Raw genomic sequence first — 17,639 nt, 5'->3', positions numbered from 1 at the left:
GCGGCGATGACGCCGCGGTGGCGGCGCCGTCCGGTGCCCGGCGCCCGCGCCGCCCGCCGCGCCGTCATCACCAGGTCGCCCGCAGCGACAGCAGGACGTTGCGCGGCTCGCCGTAGAAGCCGTAGTTCTGGATGCTGGTCAGGTACTTCTCGTCGAACAGGTTGTTGAGGTTCAGCGTGGCCGACACCTTGTCGGTGATCTGATAACGGGTCATCAGATCGACCACCGCGTAGCCGTCCCGGTCGAACCGCCGGGCGCCGGTCCCGTTGTGGATGTCGCCTTCCCACTTGACGTTGCCGCCCACCGTCACGCGGTCCCAGGCGCCCGGCAGGCGGTAGGTGGTGAACAGCTTGACCATGTCCCGCGGCACGTAGGTCATCATCCGCTGGCCGTTGGCGTTCTTGACCGTGGTGTGGCTGTAGCCGCCGCCGACCTGCCAGCCGGCCATGACCTCGCCGGCGACCTCCAGCTCGAAGCCCTTGCTTTCCGCACCCTTGACCGCCCGGTAGGCCTGCCCGCCGTCGGGGGTGAAGCGGCCGGGATCGGCCTCGCCCAGATTGTCCTGCTGGATCAGGAACACGGCGGCGCTGGCGTTCAGCAGGCCGCCGAAGAACTCGGCCTTGACGCCGGCCTCGTAGGCGTTGCCGTCCAGCGGGTCGAGGGTCTGGCCGCTGACGTCCTTGTAGTCCTGCGGCTTGAAGATGCTGGTGTAGCTGGCATAGACCGACCAGATGTCGGTCACGTCGTAGACGATGCCGGCGTAGGGCGTGAACACCCCGTTCTCCGACCGCTTCTTGACGGTTGCCGCACCGCCGTTCGGATGGCTCTTCTCGTCCTGCGACCAGCGGCTGATGCGGCTGCCGAGGATGAACGACAGGGCGTCGGTCGGGCGCAGCCGGGTCGCGGCGTAGGCGGCCATCTGCCGCTCGTCGGTCTGCGACCAGCCGGTCGGGTTGAGCGTCGGGCGGGCGATGTTGCCGTTCCAGGTGAAGAAGTTGGGGATCGAGTAGTCGTAGCCGTTGATGTACCAGAGCGGGTAGTCGAGCCCCTTGCGCTTGGCGTAATAGCCGCCGACGCCCGCCATCAGCTCGTGGCGCCGTCCGAACAGTTCGAAGGGGCCGCTCACGTCGGCGTTGACCGAGGTTTGCTCCAGGTCGGAGTTCCAGCGGCCCGGCCAGATCCCCATGCCGGTGCCGTCCCGGTTGAGGCTGCCGCGCACGCCGTAGCCGAGCAGACCGTCATACTCGCGGTTGTTGCGCTCCACGTTCAGCGTCGCCGTCCAGCCGTTCCCGAAGCGGTGCTTCAGGTCGCTGAAGACGGTCAGGTTGTCGTGCATGAAGTACGCCCAATCGGCGCCGCTGTTGTAGGAACGGGAGATGTCGGTCTTCGTCCCGTCGGTGTGGAACAGCGGAAAGCCGGAGCGCGAGGCGTCGTCGGACCGGTGCTTCTGGTACTCGACGCCGACGCTCCAGGTCGTGTCCTCGGTGACGTCGGCCTCCAGGATGCCGTAGAGCACTTTCTTGCGTTCGTGCAGGCGGTCGATGAAGCTGTCGTTGTCCTGATAGGCGCCGACGACGCGCCCGCGCAGGCGGCCGTTCCCGGTCAGCGGACCCGACAGGTCGGCCTCCCCGCGGTAGCGGTTCCAGGAACCGATCTGCCCCTCGGCGTAGCCCTGGAGGACCGGGGTGGGGCGCTTGCGGACCATGTTGACCGCGGCGGAGGGATCGCCGACGCCGTTCAGCAGGCCGGTGGCCCCGCGCACCACCTCGACGCGGTCGAACACCGCCATGTCGGAGATGGAGTCGTCGAAGCCGTACACGGTCGAACGCGGGATGCCGTCCACCTGATAATTCTTGACCGCAAACCCGCGGGCGAAGACCTCGGAACCGTCGCTGCCCAGCGCGCCCGCCTGCAACCGCGTCACGCCGACCGTCTGGTCGAGAACGTCGCGGATCTCGTTCAGCCCCTGATCGTCCATGCGCTGGCGGGTCATCACGCTGACCGACTGCGGCGTCTCGCGCGGGGACAGGTTCAGCTTCGTGGCGCTGCTGGTCGTGCCGGTGGTGTAGGAGCCGGTGCCCTCGCTGCGGCCCGGATCGCCGGAGATGCCGCCCTGCACGGTCACCGGGTCGAGGACCGCCGCCCCGCCCGCCTGGGCCGGCAGCTTTTCCAGCGTCACCGTGTCGGCATCGACGAAGCGCGCGATCAGGCCGGTGCCGGCCAGCAGGCGGATCAGCGCGTCCTGCGGCGCCAGATTGCCCGTCACGCCCGGCGAGGCGACACCCTGCGCGATGTCCGTGGGGTAGAGCACCTGGAGCCCGGTGGCCTGCCCGTAGGCGGCCAGCACGCCCGGCAGCGGTCCGGCGGCGATGGCGAAGGGGACGGTCCGGCCCTGCTGGGCCACCTGCATGGACGCCGCCCCGGTCTTCGCGGGTGCCGCCAGGGCGCCGTGCAGCGCGGTCGATGCCAGCAGCATGCCCAGCAGCGCCGGCTTCCAGCCAATCCGCGCGGTCTTCCCCCGTGCCGCGTCCGCCCGCGCCATCCGGCCCCGCATCAGGCGCGTCCCACTGTCGATCATCGCCAAGACCCCCGTCGTTTTGCGAATGAGTTGCATTTTCGTGTATGCAAGTCACGACGATGATCGACGGGCGTCACCTCACCCCGATTTGGAAAAAACTTGATACGAACCGGTTAGGCGGAACGAACTATAACCAGACCGGGAAACGGGCGCAGCGTGCGCAAGGGAAGCGTGCGGACGATGGCGTTCAGGGCGGCGTCCGGGCGGCTGATGTCCACGCTGCCGTCGAACCGCAGGCCGGCGAGCGGGCGATCCCACAGCAGAATGCGGGCGGGGTGGTAGCGGTTGAGGTCGGCGATCACCGCGTCGAGCGGCTGCCCCTGGAAGACCAGACGCCCTTGCCGCCATGCGCTCTCCACCGCCACGCCCTGGTTCAGCAGCGGGCCGGGGCCGCCGGGGCCGTAGGAGCGGCTTTGCCCGGCGGCGATGGGAAGAGGCGGCTCCGCGCCGGCCGCCAGGGTGGCCGTTCCCGTCTCCACCGCCACCACCACGGAGTCCAGGCAGCGGTGCACCACGAAGCTGGCATTGGCCGTCGTGACGCGTCCGTTGGCGCAGGTGACGACGAAGGGGCGTTCCGGATCGGGCGCGGTGACGAAATGCGCCCGCCCTTCGCTCAGGCGGACGCTCCGTTCCCCGGCGGTGAAACTGACGGAAAGCGTGCTGTCCGCGTCCATGGTGAGGACCGAACCGTCGTCCAGCGCCACCGTCCGCCGCTCGCCGATCCCGGTCTTCAGACCGCCCGGCCAGCCGGTCAGGACGACGGCACCGCCCAGCGCCGCCGCGCAGGCCGCCGCGGCCTTCCGCAACATCCTGGCCCTCCAGCCCGACGGCGCCGGAGACTGGTTTTCCCTGGGCGGAGCCCTGACGGAGGCCGGCGACGGCCCCGCCGCCCTGCGCGCCCTGACCCGTGCCCAGAACACCAGCGCCGCGACCGAAAGCGAACCGCTGGCCGAGGCGTTCGAGCGGGCCGGCCTGCTGCTCTACGCCGCCGCCGACTGGACGGGCGCCGCCGACGCCTTCCGCAAGGCGCGGAGCCTCGCCCCCCACAGGGCCGAGGCGCACCGCAAGCTCGGCGCCGCGCTGGCCCAGGCCGGCGACCCGGAGGGCGCCGTCGAGGCTCTGGGCGAGGCGCTGCGGCTCGACCCCACCCTGGCCGACGCGCAGACCAACCTCGTCCATCTGCTGGTCACGCTGGGCCGCTTCGACGCGGCGGAGCGGGCCGGGCGCCGGGCCGTGGCTCTGGACCCCGGCAACCCCGACGCCTACGGCAACATGGTGCCGCTGCTGGAACAGACCGTCCGCGTCGCGGAGGCGCTGCGCCAGTGCGGACGGGCAACGCGCCTCGCCCCGGACCGGGCGGCCTTCCACCGCAACCGCCTGTCCCTTCTGCTGCACGAGGGCCGCCGCGACGAGGCCGTCGCCGCCGGGCGGGAGGCCATCCGCCTCGCCCCCGCCGACGCCGAGACCCATCTGGCGCTCGCCGTCGCCCTGCTCGCCTCCGGCCAGTTCCGCGAGGGGTGGGAGGAGTTCGAATGGCGGTGGGAAACCCGGCAGCTCGACCCCGTGCACCGCTCCTTCGCCCAGCCGGAATGGACGGGGGCGGAGGACGTGGCGGGCCGCACCGTCCTGCTCTACGCCGAACAGGGGCTGGGCGACACCCTGCAATTCGTCCGCTACGCGCCGCTGCTGGCCGCGCGGGGCGCGCGGGTGCTCGTCGGCTGCTCCCCCGCCCTGGTCCGGCTGATGGAGCGGGCGGACGGCGTGTCCGCCGCCATCGCCTGGGGCGGCGACCTGCCCCCCTTCGACCTGCACATCCCGATGATGAGCCTGCCCCGCGCCTTCGCGACCGATCTGGGCAGCATCCCGGCCCCGGTGCCCTATCTGCACGCCGATCCCGCCGACGTCGCGCTCTGGCGCGACCGGCTGCCGGAGGACGGGCGGCTCCGCGTCGGGCTGGTCTGGGCGGGGTCGCCGCGGACGGTGCGCGGGGTGGCGAGCCCCATCGACCGCCGGCGCAGCCTGCCCCTGGCCGCCCTCGCCCCGCTGGCCGATGTGCCGGGGGTGCGCTTCGTCAGCCTGCAAATGGGGCCGGGCGCCGCCCAACTGGCCGAGGCCCCGGCGGGGATGGACATCGCCGACCCCATGGCGGGCGTCCGCGATTTCGCCGACACGGCGGCGCTGGCCGAGACGCTGGACCTCGTCATCACGGTGGACACCTCCGTCTGCCATCTCGCGGGCGGGCTCGGACGGCCCGTCTGGACGCTGTCGCGCGCCGACGCCTGCTGGCGCTGGCTGGGCAACCGCGAGGACAGCCCCTGGTACCCGACCATGCGGGTGTTCGGCCAGGACCGCTCCGGCGACTGGTCCGGCGTGGTCGCCCGCCTCCGCGCCGCGTTAACGGATTTCGTGGCGGCCCGCGGTCACGCGCCTTAACCACACAACCATCAGGCGTATTTGTGGCCGCGCCGCAACGGCTCCATACGAATTTGAGTTACACCGATTTCGAGGCGGGATCGCACCCCTCCCGGGCAGGGGATTACACCGGTTGTTAACCAAGGCACCTCTACATTCCGACCGTATCGCTTGGCCTTTTTGCCGAGCATTTTAACCAATTCGCGGGTGTGACCCGCGGTCATGGCTGGAGCCGGACATGACACGGTTGTGGGTGCGGCGCGCGATCTGGGGTGTGACGCTGGCGGCGACGCTGGGAGGCGGCGCCCTTCTGGCGCAGGAGGAAATGCGCACGTCACGGTTGCAGGCCCGTCTGCTCGCCGACTACGCCAAGGACATGACCTACACGCTGCGCGAGGGACCGAACCCCGCCGCGCGCCACCCCACCCAGGGTCCCTACAACGAGCGGATGGGCTATGTCGGGCTGCCCGGCTATCTGCGCTCGCTGACGTCGGACCTCTACGCGGTGGAGATGCAGGCGCATCTGTCGCCGACGCTTGACCGCTTCATGGCCGCCGGCGGCTTCCCGATCTACCACGAGAAGACGCGCGCCGGCCTGACCCTGCTGGACCGCAACGGCACCGCGCTGTTCTCCGCACGCTATCCGGAGCGGGTCTTCGCCCGGTTCGAGGACGTGCCGCCGCTGGTCGCCGACACGCTGCTGTTCATCGAGAACCGCGAACTGCTGAACGACGACGAGCCGCGCCGCAACCCCGCCGTGGAGTGGGACCGCTTCGCCGGCGCCGTGGCGATGCTGCCGGTGCAGTGGGTCCGGCCGGGCCAGCGCTCCCCCGGCGGCTCCACCCTGGCGACGCAGATCGAAAAATACCGCCACTCCCCGGACGGCCAGACCAGCGGCGCCACGGAGAAGCTGCGCCAGATGATCTCGGCCAGCACACGCGCCTATCTGGACGGCGAGGACACCGGCGCCCACCGCCGCCGCATCCTGATCGACTATCTGAACTCCACCCCCCTGACCGGGCGCCCGGGCTTCGGCGAGGTGAACGGGCTGGGCGACGGACTGTGGGCCTGGTTCGGCACCGACCTCGCCATCGCCGAGAAAGTGCTGTCGGAGGAGCCCGCCGACGCCCGCGCCCTGCAGGTGAAGGCCCTGGCCTACAAGCAGGTGCTGAGCCTTCTGCTGGCCCAGCGCCGCCCTTCCTATTACCTGATCCAGGACCGTCCGGCGCTGGAGCGGCTGGCCGACAGCCATCTGCGCGTGCTGCACAACGCGGGCGTGATCGACACCGCGCTGCGCGACGCGGCACTCGGCCTGACCCTGAAATTCCGCGAGGACCCGCCCCAGGCCCAGACCGCCAGCTTCGTGGAGCAGAAGGCCCCCAACGCCATCCGCGCCCGGCTTCTGTCCATGCTCGGCGTGCCCAGCCTCTACCAGCTCGACCGCATCGACCTGACCGCCGAATCGACGCTCGACGCCCCCGCCCAGCAGCGGGTGGTGGAGGTGCTGGCGAAGCTGGGCGACCCGGCCTTCGCCGCGCAGATGGGGCTGACCGGCGAACGGCTGCTGGACGTGAAGGGCAACGACCTGTCCAAGGTCATCTACTCCGTCACGCTGTACGAGCAGGGGCCGGACGCGAATTACCTGCGCGTCCAGGCCGACAACCTCGACCAGCCGCTGGACATCAACGAGGGGGCCAAGCTCGACCTCGGTTCCACGGCGAAGCTGCGCACGCTGGCGACCTATCTGGAGATCGTGGCGGAGCTGCACACCCGCTACGCCCATCTGCCCAAGGACTTCCTCGCCGACGTGGAGGAGGAGGCGTCCGACAACCTGACGCGCTGGGCGGCGAACTGGCTGGCGACCTCCGGCAACCGCGGGCTGACCGCCATGCTGGACGCCGCCATGGACCGCCGCTATTCGGCGAACCCCGGCGAAGCCTTCTTCACGGGCGGCGGGCTGCACAGCTTCGTGAACTTCAACCCCAGGGACAACGGCAGCATCCTGACCGTGACGGAATCGCTGCGCAATTCGGTCAACCTGCCCTTCATCCGCATGATGCGCGACGTCGTGCAGTTCTATCTGTCCGAAGGCGGCGACGACAGCACCGACATCCTGCACAACCCCGACCATCCCGCCCGCCAGGCCTATCTGGCCCGTTTCGCCGACAAGGAAGGCAGCGACTTCCTGAACCGCTTCTACAACAGCTACCGGAAGCACAAGCCGGACGAGATGCTGAACATGCTGGCCAGCCGGTCGCGCCCGATGCCGCACCGCCTGTCGGTCATCTTCCGCACCGTGCGCCCGCAGGCCGGGGTGAAGGAGTTCGGCGCCTTCCTGCGCGCCCGGCTGCCCGACGCCAAGCTGGACGATGGGGACATCGCGGCGCTCTACGGCAAGTACGGGCCGGACAAGTTCCCGCTGAACGACCTCGGCTATCTGGCGCGCGTCCATCCGCTGGAGCTGTGGCTGGTTTCCTACCTGCAAAAGCGCCCCGACGCCAAGCGGCAGGAGGTGCTGGAGGCCAGCGTGCAGGAGCGCCAGGAAAGCTACCGCTGGCTGTTCAAGAAGGGGCAATCGGCCCAGAACACCCGCATCCGCATCGGGCTGGAAGAGGAAGCCTTCCAGCGCATCACCGAGCAGTGGCGCAAGCTGGGTTACCCCTTCGAAACGCTGGTGCCGTCCTTCGCCACGGCCATCGGCAGCTCCGCCGACCGTCCGGCGGCCCTGGCGGAGCTGGTGGGCATCATCCAGAACGACGGCGTGCGCCAGCCGACCGTGCGCGTGCGCAAGCTGCACTTCGCCGCCGGCACGCCCTACGAGGCCATCGTCGGCCTGGGCGAGATGCGCGGCCAGCGCGTGATGAAGGCGGAGGTGGCGGCCACCCTGCGCAAGGCGCTGATGGACGTGGCGCAGAACGGCACGGCAAAGCGCGTCTGGGGCTCTTTCAAGGACTCCGCGGGTGCGGTCATCCCGATCGGCGGCAAGACCGGCACGGGCGACCACCGGCTGGACCGCTATGGCCCCGGCGGGCACCTGATCGAATCGCGGGCGGTGAACCGGACGGCGACCTTCGCCTTCTACATCGGCGACCGCTTCTTCGGCACCATGACCGCCTTCGTCCATGGACCGGAGGCCGACAACTACCGCTTCACCAGCGCCCTGCCCGCCCAGCTTCTCAAGAGCATCGCCCCGGCCCTGCAACCGCTCATCGACCCCGGCGTGACCAAGACCGCGGACACCGGCAAGCCGCAGACCGGTTTGTAGCCCGTCAAACCCGCGCAACGGAAAGGCCCGCCCCGGCGAACCGGAGCGGGCCTTTTTCATGCCTGATGAGTCATGCCTGATGAGGAGCGCCGTCGGGCGCCTTACGCCAGGGCGGGTTCCTGCGGAACGGAGACCGCCGCCGGCAGGGAGGCCAGCAGCAGTTCCAACTCCGCCGCGGCCACGTTCGGCGGCAGGCCGGGACGGTAACCGCACAGCGTCACCAGCGCCCGTTCGAAGGCGCTGTCATGATCGCCATGATCCAGGTCGCTTTCGTCCAGCGCCGCCAGATAGGCGTGCGCGACGGCGGCGGTTTCCTCCGGCGTCAGGTCGTCAACCTGCAGGGACACGATGGGGAGCATGATGGCGGTTCCCGTACGGACTGATGCGGAAACCCGCAAGCTACGAGAACATGGTTAACAAGGCATTGCCGACACCGCGCCACGGCCCTGCGCAAAAGGGGAAGCACCGGGGGTGCGGCCCAAAGGCCACACCCCCAACCGGCCTCAAGCTATTCAGCTCTCGCCGTAGATCTGCTCCTGCTGGTAGGCGACGACGCCCACGCGCTGGATCAGGTCGAGCTGCGTCTCGATCCAGTCGATGTGCTCTTCGGTGTCGTCGAGCAGTTCGGTGAGCTGCGCGCGGGTCTCGTAATCGCGAACCTGCTCGCACAGGGTGATGGCATCGATCAGGTCGGTGCGGGCCTTGTGCTCCACCTTCAGATCGTTGGCGAGGATTTCCGGCACGTCCTCACCGATCATCAGCTTGCCCAGATCCTGAAGGTTGGGAAGACCTTCCAGGAACAGGATGCGCTCGATGATCTTATCAGCGTGCTTCATCTCGTCGATGGATTCTTCGTAGATCTTGTGCGCGATGCGCTTCAGGCCCCAGTTCTTCAGCATGCGGGCATGCAGGAAGTACTGATTGATCGCCGTCAGCTCGTTGGTCAGGATCTTGTTGAGATGAGTGATGACCTGCGGATCGCCCTTCACGTCCTGCCTCCAGCGGTTCGTTGTCGATTTATGAGGGTTCTGGAGTGACCATGCCCCATTCGTGGTGTCTTGGCAATCGGCTGGAGGCAATCCGCAGAACAAAATCACCACAGCCGCGCCAGACCCGCCATCGCTACTGAGAGTGAATATCAAAAACGGTTGCCGAGAGGAAGGTCACCGCGCTTTGCAATGCGAAAACAGACGACCGACTCTTGACAGTTCTATTTCACAGGACAGCATTCCAGACCAATTTCTTTTTGAAAAGACGAAATTCCGGCACACCGCATCTGCAAATACATATCAATCGCAAAAATGCCGACTTCTTGACGACCGTGACCGCAGCGGTCAGCCCACGTCCGGCCTGGCCAAAGCCAGCGGTACGGAGTCGGAAAATCGTGTTCTCTGGATGTGATGGTGCGGGCGGCGGGACTCGAACCCGCATGCCGTTGGCGAGGGATTTTAAGTCCCTTGCGTCTACCGATTCCGCCACGCCCGCGCACCGTCGGCGGATCGGTTCGCAGGGCGGGTTGTCCCCGCCCGCCGGGGTTGCATATCAATGTATGCAGCCTACCGTTCCGCTGGATTGACTTAGACAATCGGCGGGCGTTTGGTCAAGGATGGAGCGCGCTTCGGGCGGAAAGGCTGCAAAATTCCCCCGCAACCCTTACGTTCAACGGAGGTGGCCTTGGAGTCGATCAACTGGCTGGGCTTGGTGAGTCTGCTGATCATCGCGTTGTTGATCGGGCCGGGAGTCTTGCGGCGCAACCGTGGAACCTGGCTGCCCTATGCGGCGGTCTGGATCGCTGCCATCCTGGCGCTGGTCTGGGCATACGACGCCTTCGGGCCGTTCTGACCACGCCGCTTTCTCCCGGGCTTTCGCCCGGCACCGGTCAAGGGCGCGTGTCCTCGTTCAGGGCCATGATGCCGATGCCCATCGCCACGCTGCCGAAGGTGAGGATGAGGCTGGCATACAGCATGATCCCGGCGACGATGCCGTGATCGCTGTTTTCCATCAAGGTCGCCAGATTGGCGACGTCGAAGATCAAGAGCCCCGTCGCCAGAACAACAGCCCCGGCCACGCCGGATGCCAGATGTTTCAGCAAGAACAGGATCGCCGCTTTTTCGAAGGGTTTCATGGCACGACTTTTCATACCGTCACTTCCCAGTCTTCAACATAGAATTGCCAGCGGCGGCGACAATATGACCCGACATGGCCGAGCGTCGTAGAGCCCCCTCTAGCCTTTGGTCCCCACCGTGACGTTCGGCGTACCGCCCAGGCGCAGGACGATGCCCGCCAGTTCCTCCGTGGCCGCCGCCACGCGGGTCTCGTCGGTGCCGCGCAGCACGAGGCTGACGCCGAAGAACCCGTTCCGGAAATACGGATAGCTGCCGATCTCCAAGTCCGGGTAGCGGTCCTGCAAGGCCCCCAGATCCGCGGCGATCTGGCCCTCGGCCAGCGCGCAGGCGACCGTTCGGGCGTGCAGTTCCGGTCCGCCTTCCAACTGCGGCAGGATGCCATCCAGCATCGCCTGCATGATGTTGGGCACGCCCGCCATGACGTAGACGTTGCCGATCCGGAAACCCGGCGCCGCGCTGATCGGGTTGTCGATCAGGGTGGCGCCCGCCGGGATGTTGGCCATGCGCAGCCGCGCCTCGTTCAGCTTCGACGGGTCGCCGTAATGGCGCTCCAGCCGGGCGACCGCCTCCGCGTTGCGCTCCAGCGGCACGCCGAACGCCTTGGCGACGCAGGCGGACGTGATGTCGTCATGGGTCGGCCCGATGCCTCCCGTGGTGAAGACATGGCCGTACCGTCCGCGCAGGGCGTCCAGCGCCGCGACGATCTCCTCCTCCACATCCGGAACGACCCGCGCCTCGCGCAGCCGGATGCCGATGCCGGCCAGCTTCTCCGCGATGTGCGGCAGGTTGGCGTCCTTCGTGCGGCCCGACAGGATCTCGTTGCCGATGACGAGGACGGCGGCGGTCGGGCTCGGGGCCGGCGTGGCGGTGGAGGTGGACATGCGGAGTCGGCTCCGTTCTCGATGGGGATGCGGGCGGGGATAGGGGCGGGCGGGCAACGGGACCGGCGGGCTTGCCGGACGCGGGGGGTGCGCTTTAACCTAGGGTTCAAGATGCGCTTCCCCACCCCCCTCCTGCAAGGCCGCCTCGTCCGCCGCTACAAACGCTTCCTCGCGGATGTGGACCTCGACGGCGCCCTGGTCACCGCCCATGTGCCGAATTCGGGCAGCATGATCGGGCTGGACGCCCCCGGCTCCGCCGTCTGGCTGTCGCGGTCGGACAACCCCAAACGCAAGCTCGCCCACACGCTGGAGTTGGTGGAGGCGCTGGACGATCCGGGCGCGCCCTGCCTGGTCGGCGTCAACACGTCGCACCCCAACGGGCTGGTCGCCGCCGCCATCGCCGCCGGCACCATCCCGGAACTGGCCGGCTACGCCCGGCTGCGGCGCGAGGTGAAGTACGGGCGCAACTCCCGCATCGACATCCTGCTGGAGGACGACGGGCGCCCGCCGGCCTATGTGGAGGTCAAAAACGTCCATCTGCGCCGTCCCGCCCGGGGCGACGGGCGGGCCGCGGAGTTTCCGGACTGCGTGACCGCCCGCGGGGCCAAGCATCTGGTGGAAATGGCGGACATGGTGCGCCAGGGCGCGCGGGCCGTCATGGTCTACCTTGTCCAGCGGGCCGACTGCGCCCACTTCCAGGTCGCCGCCGACATCGACCCCGCCTACGCCGCCGGATTGCGCCATGCGCGCGAATCGGGGGTGGAAGCCCTGTGCTGGTCCTGTAGGATCACGCCCGAGGCAATCGAGCTGGACCGGCCGCTGCCGATCCGCATGGATTGACCGTGCTTCTGATTTTTGGGACCCGATCTGTAGAGGACGACTCTCTTGGACCACGACGACCTCGATTCCCATCGCATCCGGATTCATGGGCCGGAGGACTTCGAGGGCATGCGCAAGGCCGGACGGCTGGCCGCGGCCACGCTCGACTTCATCACGCCCTACGTCCAGCCGGGCGTCACCACCGGCGAGCTGGACCGGCTGCTTGAGCAGCACATCCGCGACCATGGCGGCGTGCCGGCTCCGCTCGGCTACCGCGGCTTTCCGAAGGCCAACTGCATCTCGGTCAACCACGTGGTCTGCCACGGCATTCCCGGCGACAAGCGGCTGCAGAACGGCGACATCCTGAACATCGACGTCACCCCCATCCTGGACGGCTGGTACGGCGACAGCAGCCGCATGTATCTGTGCGGCGACGTCGGCGTGAAGGCGAAGAAGCTGGTGGAGGTCACCTACGACGCGCTGATGCTCGGCATCGCCCAGGTGAAGCCGGGCGCCACGCTGGGCGACGTCGGCCACGCCATCCAGACCTTCGCGGAAAGCCACCGCTATTCGGTCGTCCGCGATTTCTGCGGCCACGGGCTGGGCCGCGTCTTCCACGAGCCGCCGTCGGTCCTGCATTTCGGCAACCCCGGCACCGGCGCCGTGCTGCGGGAGGGCATGATCTTCACCATCGAGCCGATGATCAACGCCGGGCGCTACGACGTGAAGATCCTGGGCGACGGCTGGACCGCCGTGACCAAGGACAAGTCGCTGTCCGCCCAGTTCGAGCATTCCATCGGCGTCACGAAGGACGGCTGCGAGATCTTCACCCTGTCCCCCGCCGGCTTCCACAAGCCCCCCTACGCCGTCCCGGCGGAAGAGGCGACCGCGGCGGTGTGATTTTCCCGCGAAAGGGGTATAGTCCCGGCGCACACAGTCGTATGGTGGCGTCGGGATGGCGGGACGGAAGAACGCGAAGGGGCTTGACGACTCGGGATCGGTCCGGGATCTGCCGGGGCTGGAACCGCCCGCCGCCCCTGCGGAGGACCCCCATCACAAGGGCCACCGCCAGCGCCTCTACAGCCGCTTCCTGGACGGCGGGCCGGACGCGCTCCAGGATTACGAGCTGCTGGAGATGATCCTGTTCGCGGTGAACCCGCGCCGCGACGTGAAGCCGCTGGCGAAGGCGCTCATCCGCGATTTCGGCGACATCTGGAGCGTCGTCAACGCCCCGCCGCCCCGCCTCCGCACCTACTGCGTGGACGAGGTGTCGCTGGCCTCCGACAAGGCGGTCGCCACGCTGCGGGCGGTCGGAGCGGCGGCGCTGCGCGGGATGCGCCAGCGGGTGATGGACCGGCCCGTGCTGGCCAACTGGCAATCGCTGCTGGATTACTGCACCGCCGCCATGGCGCACCAGCCGATGGAGCAGTTCCGCCTGCTGTTCCTCGACCGCAAGAACAAGCTCATCGCCGACGAGGTGCAGCAGACCGGCACGGTGGACCACACCCCGGTCTACCCGCGCGAGGTGGTGAAGCGCGCGCTGGAGCTGTCGGCCAGCGCCATCATCCTGGTGCACAACCATCCCTCCGGCGACCCCACCCCCAGCCGCGCCGACGTGGAGATGACCAAGGAGATCGTGCGCGCCGCCCATGGCCTCGGCATCGCGGTCCACGACCACGTCATCGTCGGCAAGGGCAAGCATGTCAGCTTCAAGGCCCAAGGGTTGTTGTGACCGCAACCCTGTCCCGCAGCCCCATCTTGTCGTCCGGACCGGCGCCCCCATATGTGCGGCGTTCGTCACCATAGAGGTAGCACCATGGGCCTTTTCGACATGTTCAAGGGATCGGCGCCGCTGGATCTCACCCCCCGCCGGTCGCTGGTCGTCTCGCTGATCTACTGCATGGGCTCGGACGGGGAACTGGACCCGGAGGAGATCGGCCACCTGCTGTCCGTGATGGGCCGCAGCGCCACGCGGGAGGAACTGGACCGCTGCTTCAAGTACGCGCGCAGCACCCCGCCCGACGCCTTCCTGGCCGCCGCCGCGCCGAACCTGAACGAGCAGCAGCGGCTGTGCATCCTGTTGAACATGATCGACAGCGCCATGGCCGACGGCGAGGCCGAACAGGGCGAGCGCGACCTGATCGCGCGCTTCCAGCAGGGCTTCGGCATCGACGACGCCAAGCTCGGCCCCTATTTCCAGGCCCTGGTCGCGAAGAACGACCGCAGCGTGCTGGGCGCGTAAGCCCCCTCGCACGGCCGCACACCGCCCGTCAGCCGACCGCCTCAGGGACGGCGGCCTGGCGGGCGGCGAAGGCCGCGAATTCCTCGTAAGGCATCGGGCGGCCCAGCAGATAGCCCTGGATCTGGTCGCAGCCGAGCCGGGCGAGCCCGCCGAACTGCTCCTCCGTCTCCACCCCCTCGGCCAGCGTCTGCATGCGCAGCGAGCGCGCCATGCCGATGATCGCCTCGGCGATGGCCCCGCCGTCGGACCCGTCGGTGAGGCTGGTCACGAAGGACCGGTCGATCTTCAGCTTGTCCACGCGGAAGCGCTTCAGGTAGCTCAGGCTGGAGTAGCCCGTTCCGAAATCGTCGATGGCCAGCGCCACCCCCATCTCCCGCAGGCGGGCGAAGGTTCCGGCCACCATGTCGGAATCGTCCATAAGAACGCTTTCCGTCACCTCCAGCTCCAGGCAGCGGGCCGGCACCTTGTAGGCGTCCAGCCAGAAGGCCACGCGGTCGGCCAGACCGGGGCGGCGCAACTGCACCGCCGACAGGTTGATGGCGATCAGGAGCGGATGGCCGCGGGCGATCAGGTCGGCGGCGCGGCGGCAGGCCTCGCCCAGCACCCAGTCGCCGATCGGCTGGATCAGGCCGGTGTCCTCGGCCACCGGGATGAACTGGCCGGGCGGGATCATCGTGCCGTCGCGGCGGCGCCAGCGCAGCAGCCCCTCCGCCCCGACCAGCCGGCGCCCGTCCACCGCGAACTGCGGCTGGAAATGCAGCTCCAGTTCGTTGTCGGCCAGGGCGTGGCGCAGGTTGCTCTCCAGCCACATGCGTTCCGACGCCCGCTTGTTCAGCTCCGGCGTGAAGAACTGGTGGTTGGCGCGGCCCGCCTCCTTGGCGGCGTACATCGCCATGTCCGCGCATTTCAGAAGCGAGTCGATGGACGGCGCGTCGTCGGGATAGAGGGCGATGCCGATGGACGGCGAGATCGGCAGCTCGTGCCCGTCCACCGGGAAGGGTTCGGCCATCGCGCGCAGCACCTTGCGGGCCACCGAGCAGGCCGCGTCGGGTCCGTCCAGGTCGTTGAGGAGGATGACGAACTCGTCGCCGCCCTGGCGGCTGACGGTGTCGCTGGCCCGCACCGTCTCCAGCAGCCGCGCGCCCACCGCGCGCAGCAGCCGGTCGCCGACGCCGTGCCCCAGGCTGTCGTTGATGGTCTTGAAGCGGTCCAGATCGACGAACAGCAGCCCCACCTTCGTGCCGTGCCGGTCGGCGGCGAGCATCGCGCGCTCCAGCCGGTCGCGCAGCAGGAAGCGGTTGGGCAGGTCGGTGAGGAAATCATACTGCGCCAGATGGCGGATGCGCTCCTCCTGCGCCCGCTTCTCGGTGATGTCGGAGAAGGCGGCGATGTAGTTGACGGCCTCCCCCGCCTCGTTGCGCACCACCTGGATGCTGAGCCATTCCGGGTAGACTTCCCCGGACTTGCGCTTGTTCCAGATCTCGCCGGACCAGTGGCCGTCCTCCTGCAGCTTCACCCACATGTCGGCGTAGAAGCTGCGGTCCTGGCGGCCCGAGGCGAGCATGGCCGGATCGCCGCCGATCACCTCCTCGCGGCTGTAGCCGGTGATCCGGCAGAAGGCGTCGTTCACCGCGACGATGCGGTTCTTCTCGTTGGTGACGACCATGCCTTCGGCGGCGTTGTCGAAGACCTTGGCGGACAGGCGCAGTTCCCACTCCGCGCGCTTGCGCTCCGAGATGTCGCGGGCGATGGCGCAGAAATAGGCCTCGCCTTCGTAGGTGACGCGGCTGGCCGTCACCTCCAGCTCCAGCGTGCGCCCGTCGCGGGTGCGGTAGAGCGTCTCGTAATGGGCCGCCGCCTCGGCCTTCTCGTCGCGGAAGCGCTCCAGCAGATCCGCGTGGGTCCCGGCGAGCCGGGCCAGCGGCGCGCCCAGCGCGTCGCAGCCGAAGGGGTTGACGTAGGCGATGCGCAGTTCCGAATCGGCCAGCACGACGATCTCGGACACATGGTCCACGAAGAAGTTCGCGAGGTAGAGCTGCCGCGCCCGCTCGCGCAGCATGCTGTCGCTCTGCCGCATGTTGGACTGATAATCGCGCACGATGCGCCGCACCCAGCCGGTGACCAGCCAGGACACCCAGGCCGACGCGCCCAGCGCCAGGGCCAGCACCGCCACGGTGGTCAGGATGCGCTTCTTCATGCCGGCGCTGATCTCGGCCCGCCGCTGCGCCAGCACGGCGTCGACGTCGTCGGCGAAGAAGCCGGCGACCAGGACCCAGCCCCAGCCGTCCGGCGCCGTTGCGTAGGACACCTTCGGCGACGGACGCCCGGTGACCGGATGCACCCAGTCGAAGCGCATCTCCCCGCCGCCCTGCATGCCGGTTTCCAGCAGGCGGGTGACCAGGTTCCGCTCCGTCTCCCAGGGCAGGTCGCGGGCGTTTCTGCCCTCCGCCGCCGGCGAAGTCGGCGAGAGGAGCACCTCTCCGTCGCTCCGCAGCACGGCGATGAACCCCGAATCGCCGAAGCGCCGGGCGCGCAGCCGCTCCAGCGTCTCGCGCTGGAGCTTCTCCTCGACGGCGGACAGATAGTCGCCGGTGCCGATCAGCCAGTCGAACGGCTCGAACCGGCGGACATAGGCGATCTTGTCGGACATGCTGTAGGGGTTGCCCGGCGCGTACCAGCGGTAGCGGGTGAAGCCCTGCATCTCGGGATCGTCCACGGCGCGGATCAGGTTGCGCATGATCGGGCGCCCCTGGTCGTCGCGGTTGTCGAGCAGCGAGGAGCCTTCCCGGTGCGGGTCGATGGGCAGCAGCACGCAGGTGCCGTCCATGCCGTCGATGAAGTAATAGCCGCGCCCGCCGAAGAAGCGCAGAGGCCGCAGCGTCTCCTTGATCGACTGCTCGATCGACGCCTGGGGCAGATAGTCCCTTTCGCGCTCGTAGATGGTCCAGGCGATGCCGTAGGCCTCGTCCACCTTGGCGCGCAGTTCCGCCCGCAGCAGCGGTTCGGTGCGCGACCGCATGTAGGCGATGTAGGACCGCGCGTTCTCCAGCTCCTCCTTCAGGGTCTGGCGCTGTTCCTCCAGATAGCGGGCTTCGGTCTGCTTCAGGTCGGCTTCGAAGTCCATCCGGTGCTGCCAGATGAAGTAGGCGCCCAGCCCGAGCACCACCGTGGCAACCAGAAATAGGGACGCCAAGAACTGCAGGCGGTAAAGCCGCGTCTCGTCCGAAGTCCGGGACGGCTCACGCATCAGTTCGGCAATCGGATCGGACAACGAAAGCCCTCCTGGAACCACGTCCGGCGTTGCCCGTCCGTGGCG

Annotated in this window: 14 protein-coding genes and 1 tRNA gene; 7 read left to right on the top strand and 8 right to left on the bottom strand. The window is 68.6% G+C overall.

Going from position 1 to position 17,639, the window contains the following annotated elements:
* Window positions 1-67: 67 nt before the first annotated feature.
* Window positions 68-2,578: a TonB-dependent siderophore receptor gene (locus QSG27_RS02300; RefSeq protein ID WP_306703533.1), complete on the bottom strand. Its 2,511-nt coding sequence runs from the start codon at window positions 2,576-2,578 to the stop codon at window positions 68-70.
* A 113-nt stretch (window positions 2,579-2,691) separates the two neighbouring features.
* Window positions 2,692-3,282, bottom strand: coding sequence for a FecR family protein (locus QSG27_RS02295; RefSeq protein WP_306703532.1), 591 nt, complete (start codon window positions 3,280-3,282; stop codon window positions 2,692-2,694).
* Here QSG27_RS02295 and QSG27_RS02290 point away from each other — a divergent pair.
* Complete coding sequence (locus QSG27_RS02290) at window positions 3,251-5,011, top strand: tetratricopeptide repeat-containing glycosyltransferase family protein (RefSeq protein ID WP_306703531.1); 1,761 nt, start codon at window positions 3,251-3,253, stop codon at window positions 5,009-5,011. The genes QSG27_RS02295 and QSG27_RS02290 overlap by 32 nt on opposite strands.
* Window positions 5,012-5,228: 217 nt before the next feature.
* Window positions 5,229-8,255, top strand: coding sequence for a transglycosylase domain-containing protein (locus QSG27_RS02285; RefSeq protein WP_306703530.1), 3,027 nt, complete (start codon window positions 5,229-5,231; stop codon window positions 8,253-8,255).
* A 101-nt stretch (window positions 8,256-8,356) separates the two neighbouring features.
* On the opposite strand, the gene QSG27_RS02280 is transcribed toward QSG27_RS02285, so the two are convergent.
* The 3 genes from QSG27_RS02280 to QSG27_RS02270 form a co-directional block, all read right to left on the bottom strand.
* Window positions 8,357-8,614 carry a hypothetical protein gene (locus tag QSG27_RS02280; RefSeq protein ID WP_306703529.1) on the bottom strand — a complete coding sequence of 86 codons (258 nt, stop codon included), beginning with the start codon at window positions 8,612-8,614 and terminating at the stop codon, window positions 8,357-8,359.
* Window positions 8,615-8,767: 153 nt separating this feature from the next.
* A complete protein-coding gene (bfr, locus tag QSG27_RS02275) occupies window positions 8,768-9,244 on the bottom strand; it encodes a bacterioferritin (protein WP_306703528.1) in 477 nt (158 codons plus the stop codon).
* A gap of 412 nt (window positions 9,245-9,656) precedes the next feature.
* A tRNA-Leu gene (locus QSG27_RS02270) sits at window positions 9,657-9,740 on the bottom strand.
* Between the two features lie 189 nt (window positions 9,741-9,929).
* Here QSG27_RS02270 and QSG27_RS02265 point away from each other — a divergent pair.
* The gene (locus QSG27_RS02265; protein WP_306703535.1) at window positions 9,930-10,097 is read left to right on the top strand and encodes a hypothetical protein; all 168 of its coding nucleotides are present in this window, start codon (window positions 9,930-9,932) and stop codon (window positions 10,095-10,097) included.
* Between the two features lie 37 nt (window positions 10,098-10,134).
* Here QSG27_RS02265 and QSG27_RS02260 read toward each other — a convergent pair whose 3' ends face one another.
* Window positions 10,135-10,380, bottom strand: a complete 246-nt coding sequence (locus QSG27_RS02260) for a hypothetical protein (RefSeq protein WP_306703527.1) — start codon at window positions 10,378-10,380, stop codon at window positions 10,135-10,137.
* A 99-nt stretch (window positions 10,381-10,479) separates the two neighbouring features.
* Window positions 10,480-11,262 carry a competence/damage-inducible protein A gene (locus QSG27_RS02255; RefSeq protein ID WP_306703526.1) on the bottom strand — a complete coding sequence of 261 codons (783 nt, stop codon included), beginning with the start codon at window positions 11,260-11,262 and terminating at the stop codon, window positions 10,480-10,482.
* Between the two features lie 111 nt (window positions 11,263-11,373).
* Here QSG27_RS02255 and sfsA point away from each other — a divergent pair, with 111 nt between their 5' ends.
* The 4 genes from sfsA to QSG27_RS02235 all read left to right on the top strand — a co-directional run bounded on the left by sfsA (window position 11,374) and on the right by QSG27_RS02235 (window position 14,323).
* Window positions 11,374-12,102: a DNA/RNA nuclease SfsA gene (gene sfsA, locus QSG27_RS02250; protein ID WP_306703525.1), complete on the top strand. Its 729-nt coding sequence runs from the start codon at window positions 11,374-11,376 to the stop codon at window positions 12,100-12,102.
* 45 nt (window positions 12,103-12,147) lie between these two features.
* On the top strand, window positions 12,148-12,981 hold the full coding sequence (gene map, locus QSG27_RS02245; RefSeq protein ID WP_306703524.1) for a type I methionyl aminopeptidase: 834 nt from the start codon (window positions 12,148-12,150) through the stop codon (window positions 12,979-12,981).
* 55 nt (window positions 12,982-13,036) lie between these two features.
* Window positions 13,037-13,813, top strand: a complete 777-nt coding sequence (radC, locus tag QSG27_RS02240) for a RadC family protein (protein WP_306703523.1) — start codon at window positions 13,037-13,039, stop codon at window positions 13,811-13,813.
* A gap of 84 nt (window positions 13,814-13,897) precedes the next feature.
* Window positions 13,898-14,323, top strand: coding sequence for a tellurite resistance TerB family protein (locus QSG27_RS02235; RefSeq protein ID WP_306703522.1), 426 nt, complete (start codon window positions 13,898-13,900; stop codon window positions 14,321-14,323).
* Window positions 14,324-14,351: 28 nt separating this feature from the next.
* On the opposite strand, the gene QSG27_RS02230 is transcribed toward QSG27_RS02235, so the two are convergent.
* The gene (locus QSG27_RS02230; protein WP_306703521.1) at window positions 14,352-17,594 is read right to left on the bottom strand and encodes a bifunctional diguanylate cyclase/phosphodiesterase; all 3,243 of its coding nucleotides are present in this window, start codon (window positions 17,592-17,594) and stop codon (window positions 14,352-14,354) included.
* Window positions 17,595-17,639: the final 45 nt, after the last annotated feature.

The organism is Azospirillum isscasi (assembly GCF_030849505.1).
Classification (GTDB): Bacteria; Pseudomonadota; Alphaproteobacteria; order Azospirillales; family Azospirillaceae; genus Azospirillum; species Azospirillum isscasi.
Note: the sequence above shows the minus strand (reverse complement) of the source record. Positions and strands in the feature narration are given on the sequence as shown.

Coding starts and splice junctions, on each gene's coding strand:
- QSG27_RS02300 (WP_306703533.1), bottom strand. CDS start 2,578: ATGATCGACAGTGGGACGCGCCTGATGCGGGGCCGGATGGCGCGGGCG.
- QSG27_RS02290 (WP_306703531.1), top strand. CDS start 3,251: ATGGTGAGGACCGAACCGTCGTCCAGCGCCACCGTCCGCCGCTCGCCG.
- QSG27_RS02285 (WP_306703530.1), top strand. CDS start 5,229: ATGACACGGTTGTGGGTGCGGCGCGCGATCTGGGGTGTGACGCTGGCG.
- QSG27_RS02280 (WP_306703529.1), bottom strand. CDS start 8,614: ATGCTCCCCATCGTGTCCCTGCAGGTTGACGACCTGACGCCGGAGGAA.
- QSG27_RS02260 (WP_306703527.1), bottom strand. CDS start 10,380: ATGAAACCCTTCGAAAAAGCGGCGATCCTGTTCTTGCTGAAACATCTG.
- QSG27_RS02255 (WP_306703526.1), bottom strand. CDS start 11,262: ATGTCCACCTCCACCGCCACGCCGGCCCCGAGCCCGACCGCCGCCGTC.
- sfsA (WP_306703525.1), top strand. CDS start 11,374: ATGCGCTTCCCCACCCCCCTCCTGCAAGGCCGCCTCGTCCGCCGCTAC.
- radC (WP_306703523.1), top strand. CDS start 13,037: ATGGCGGGACGGAAGAACGCGAAGGGGCTTGACGACTCGGGATCGGTC.
- QSG27_RS02235 (WP_306703522.1), top strand. CDS start 13,898: ATGGGCCTTTTCGACATGTTCAAGGGATCGGCGCCGCTGGATCTCACC.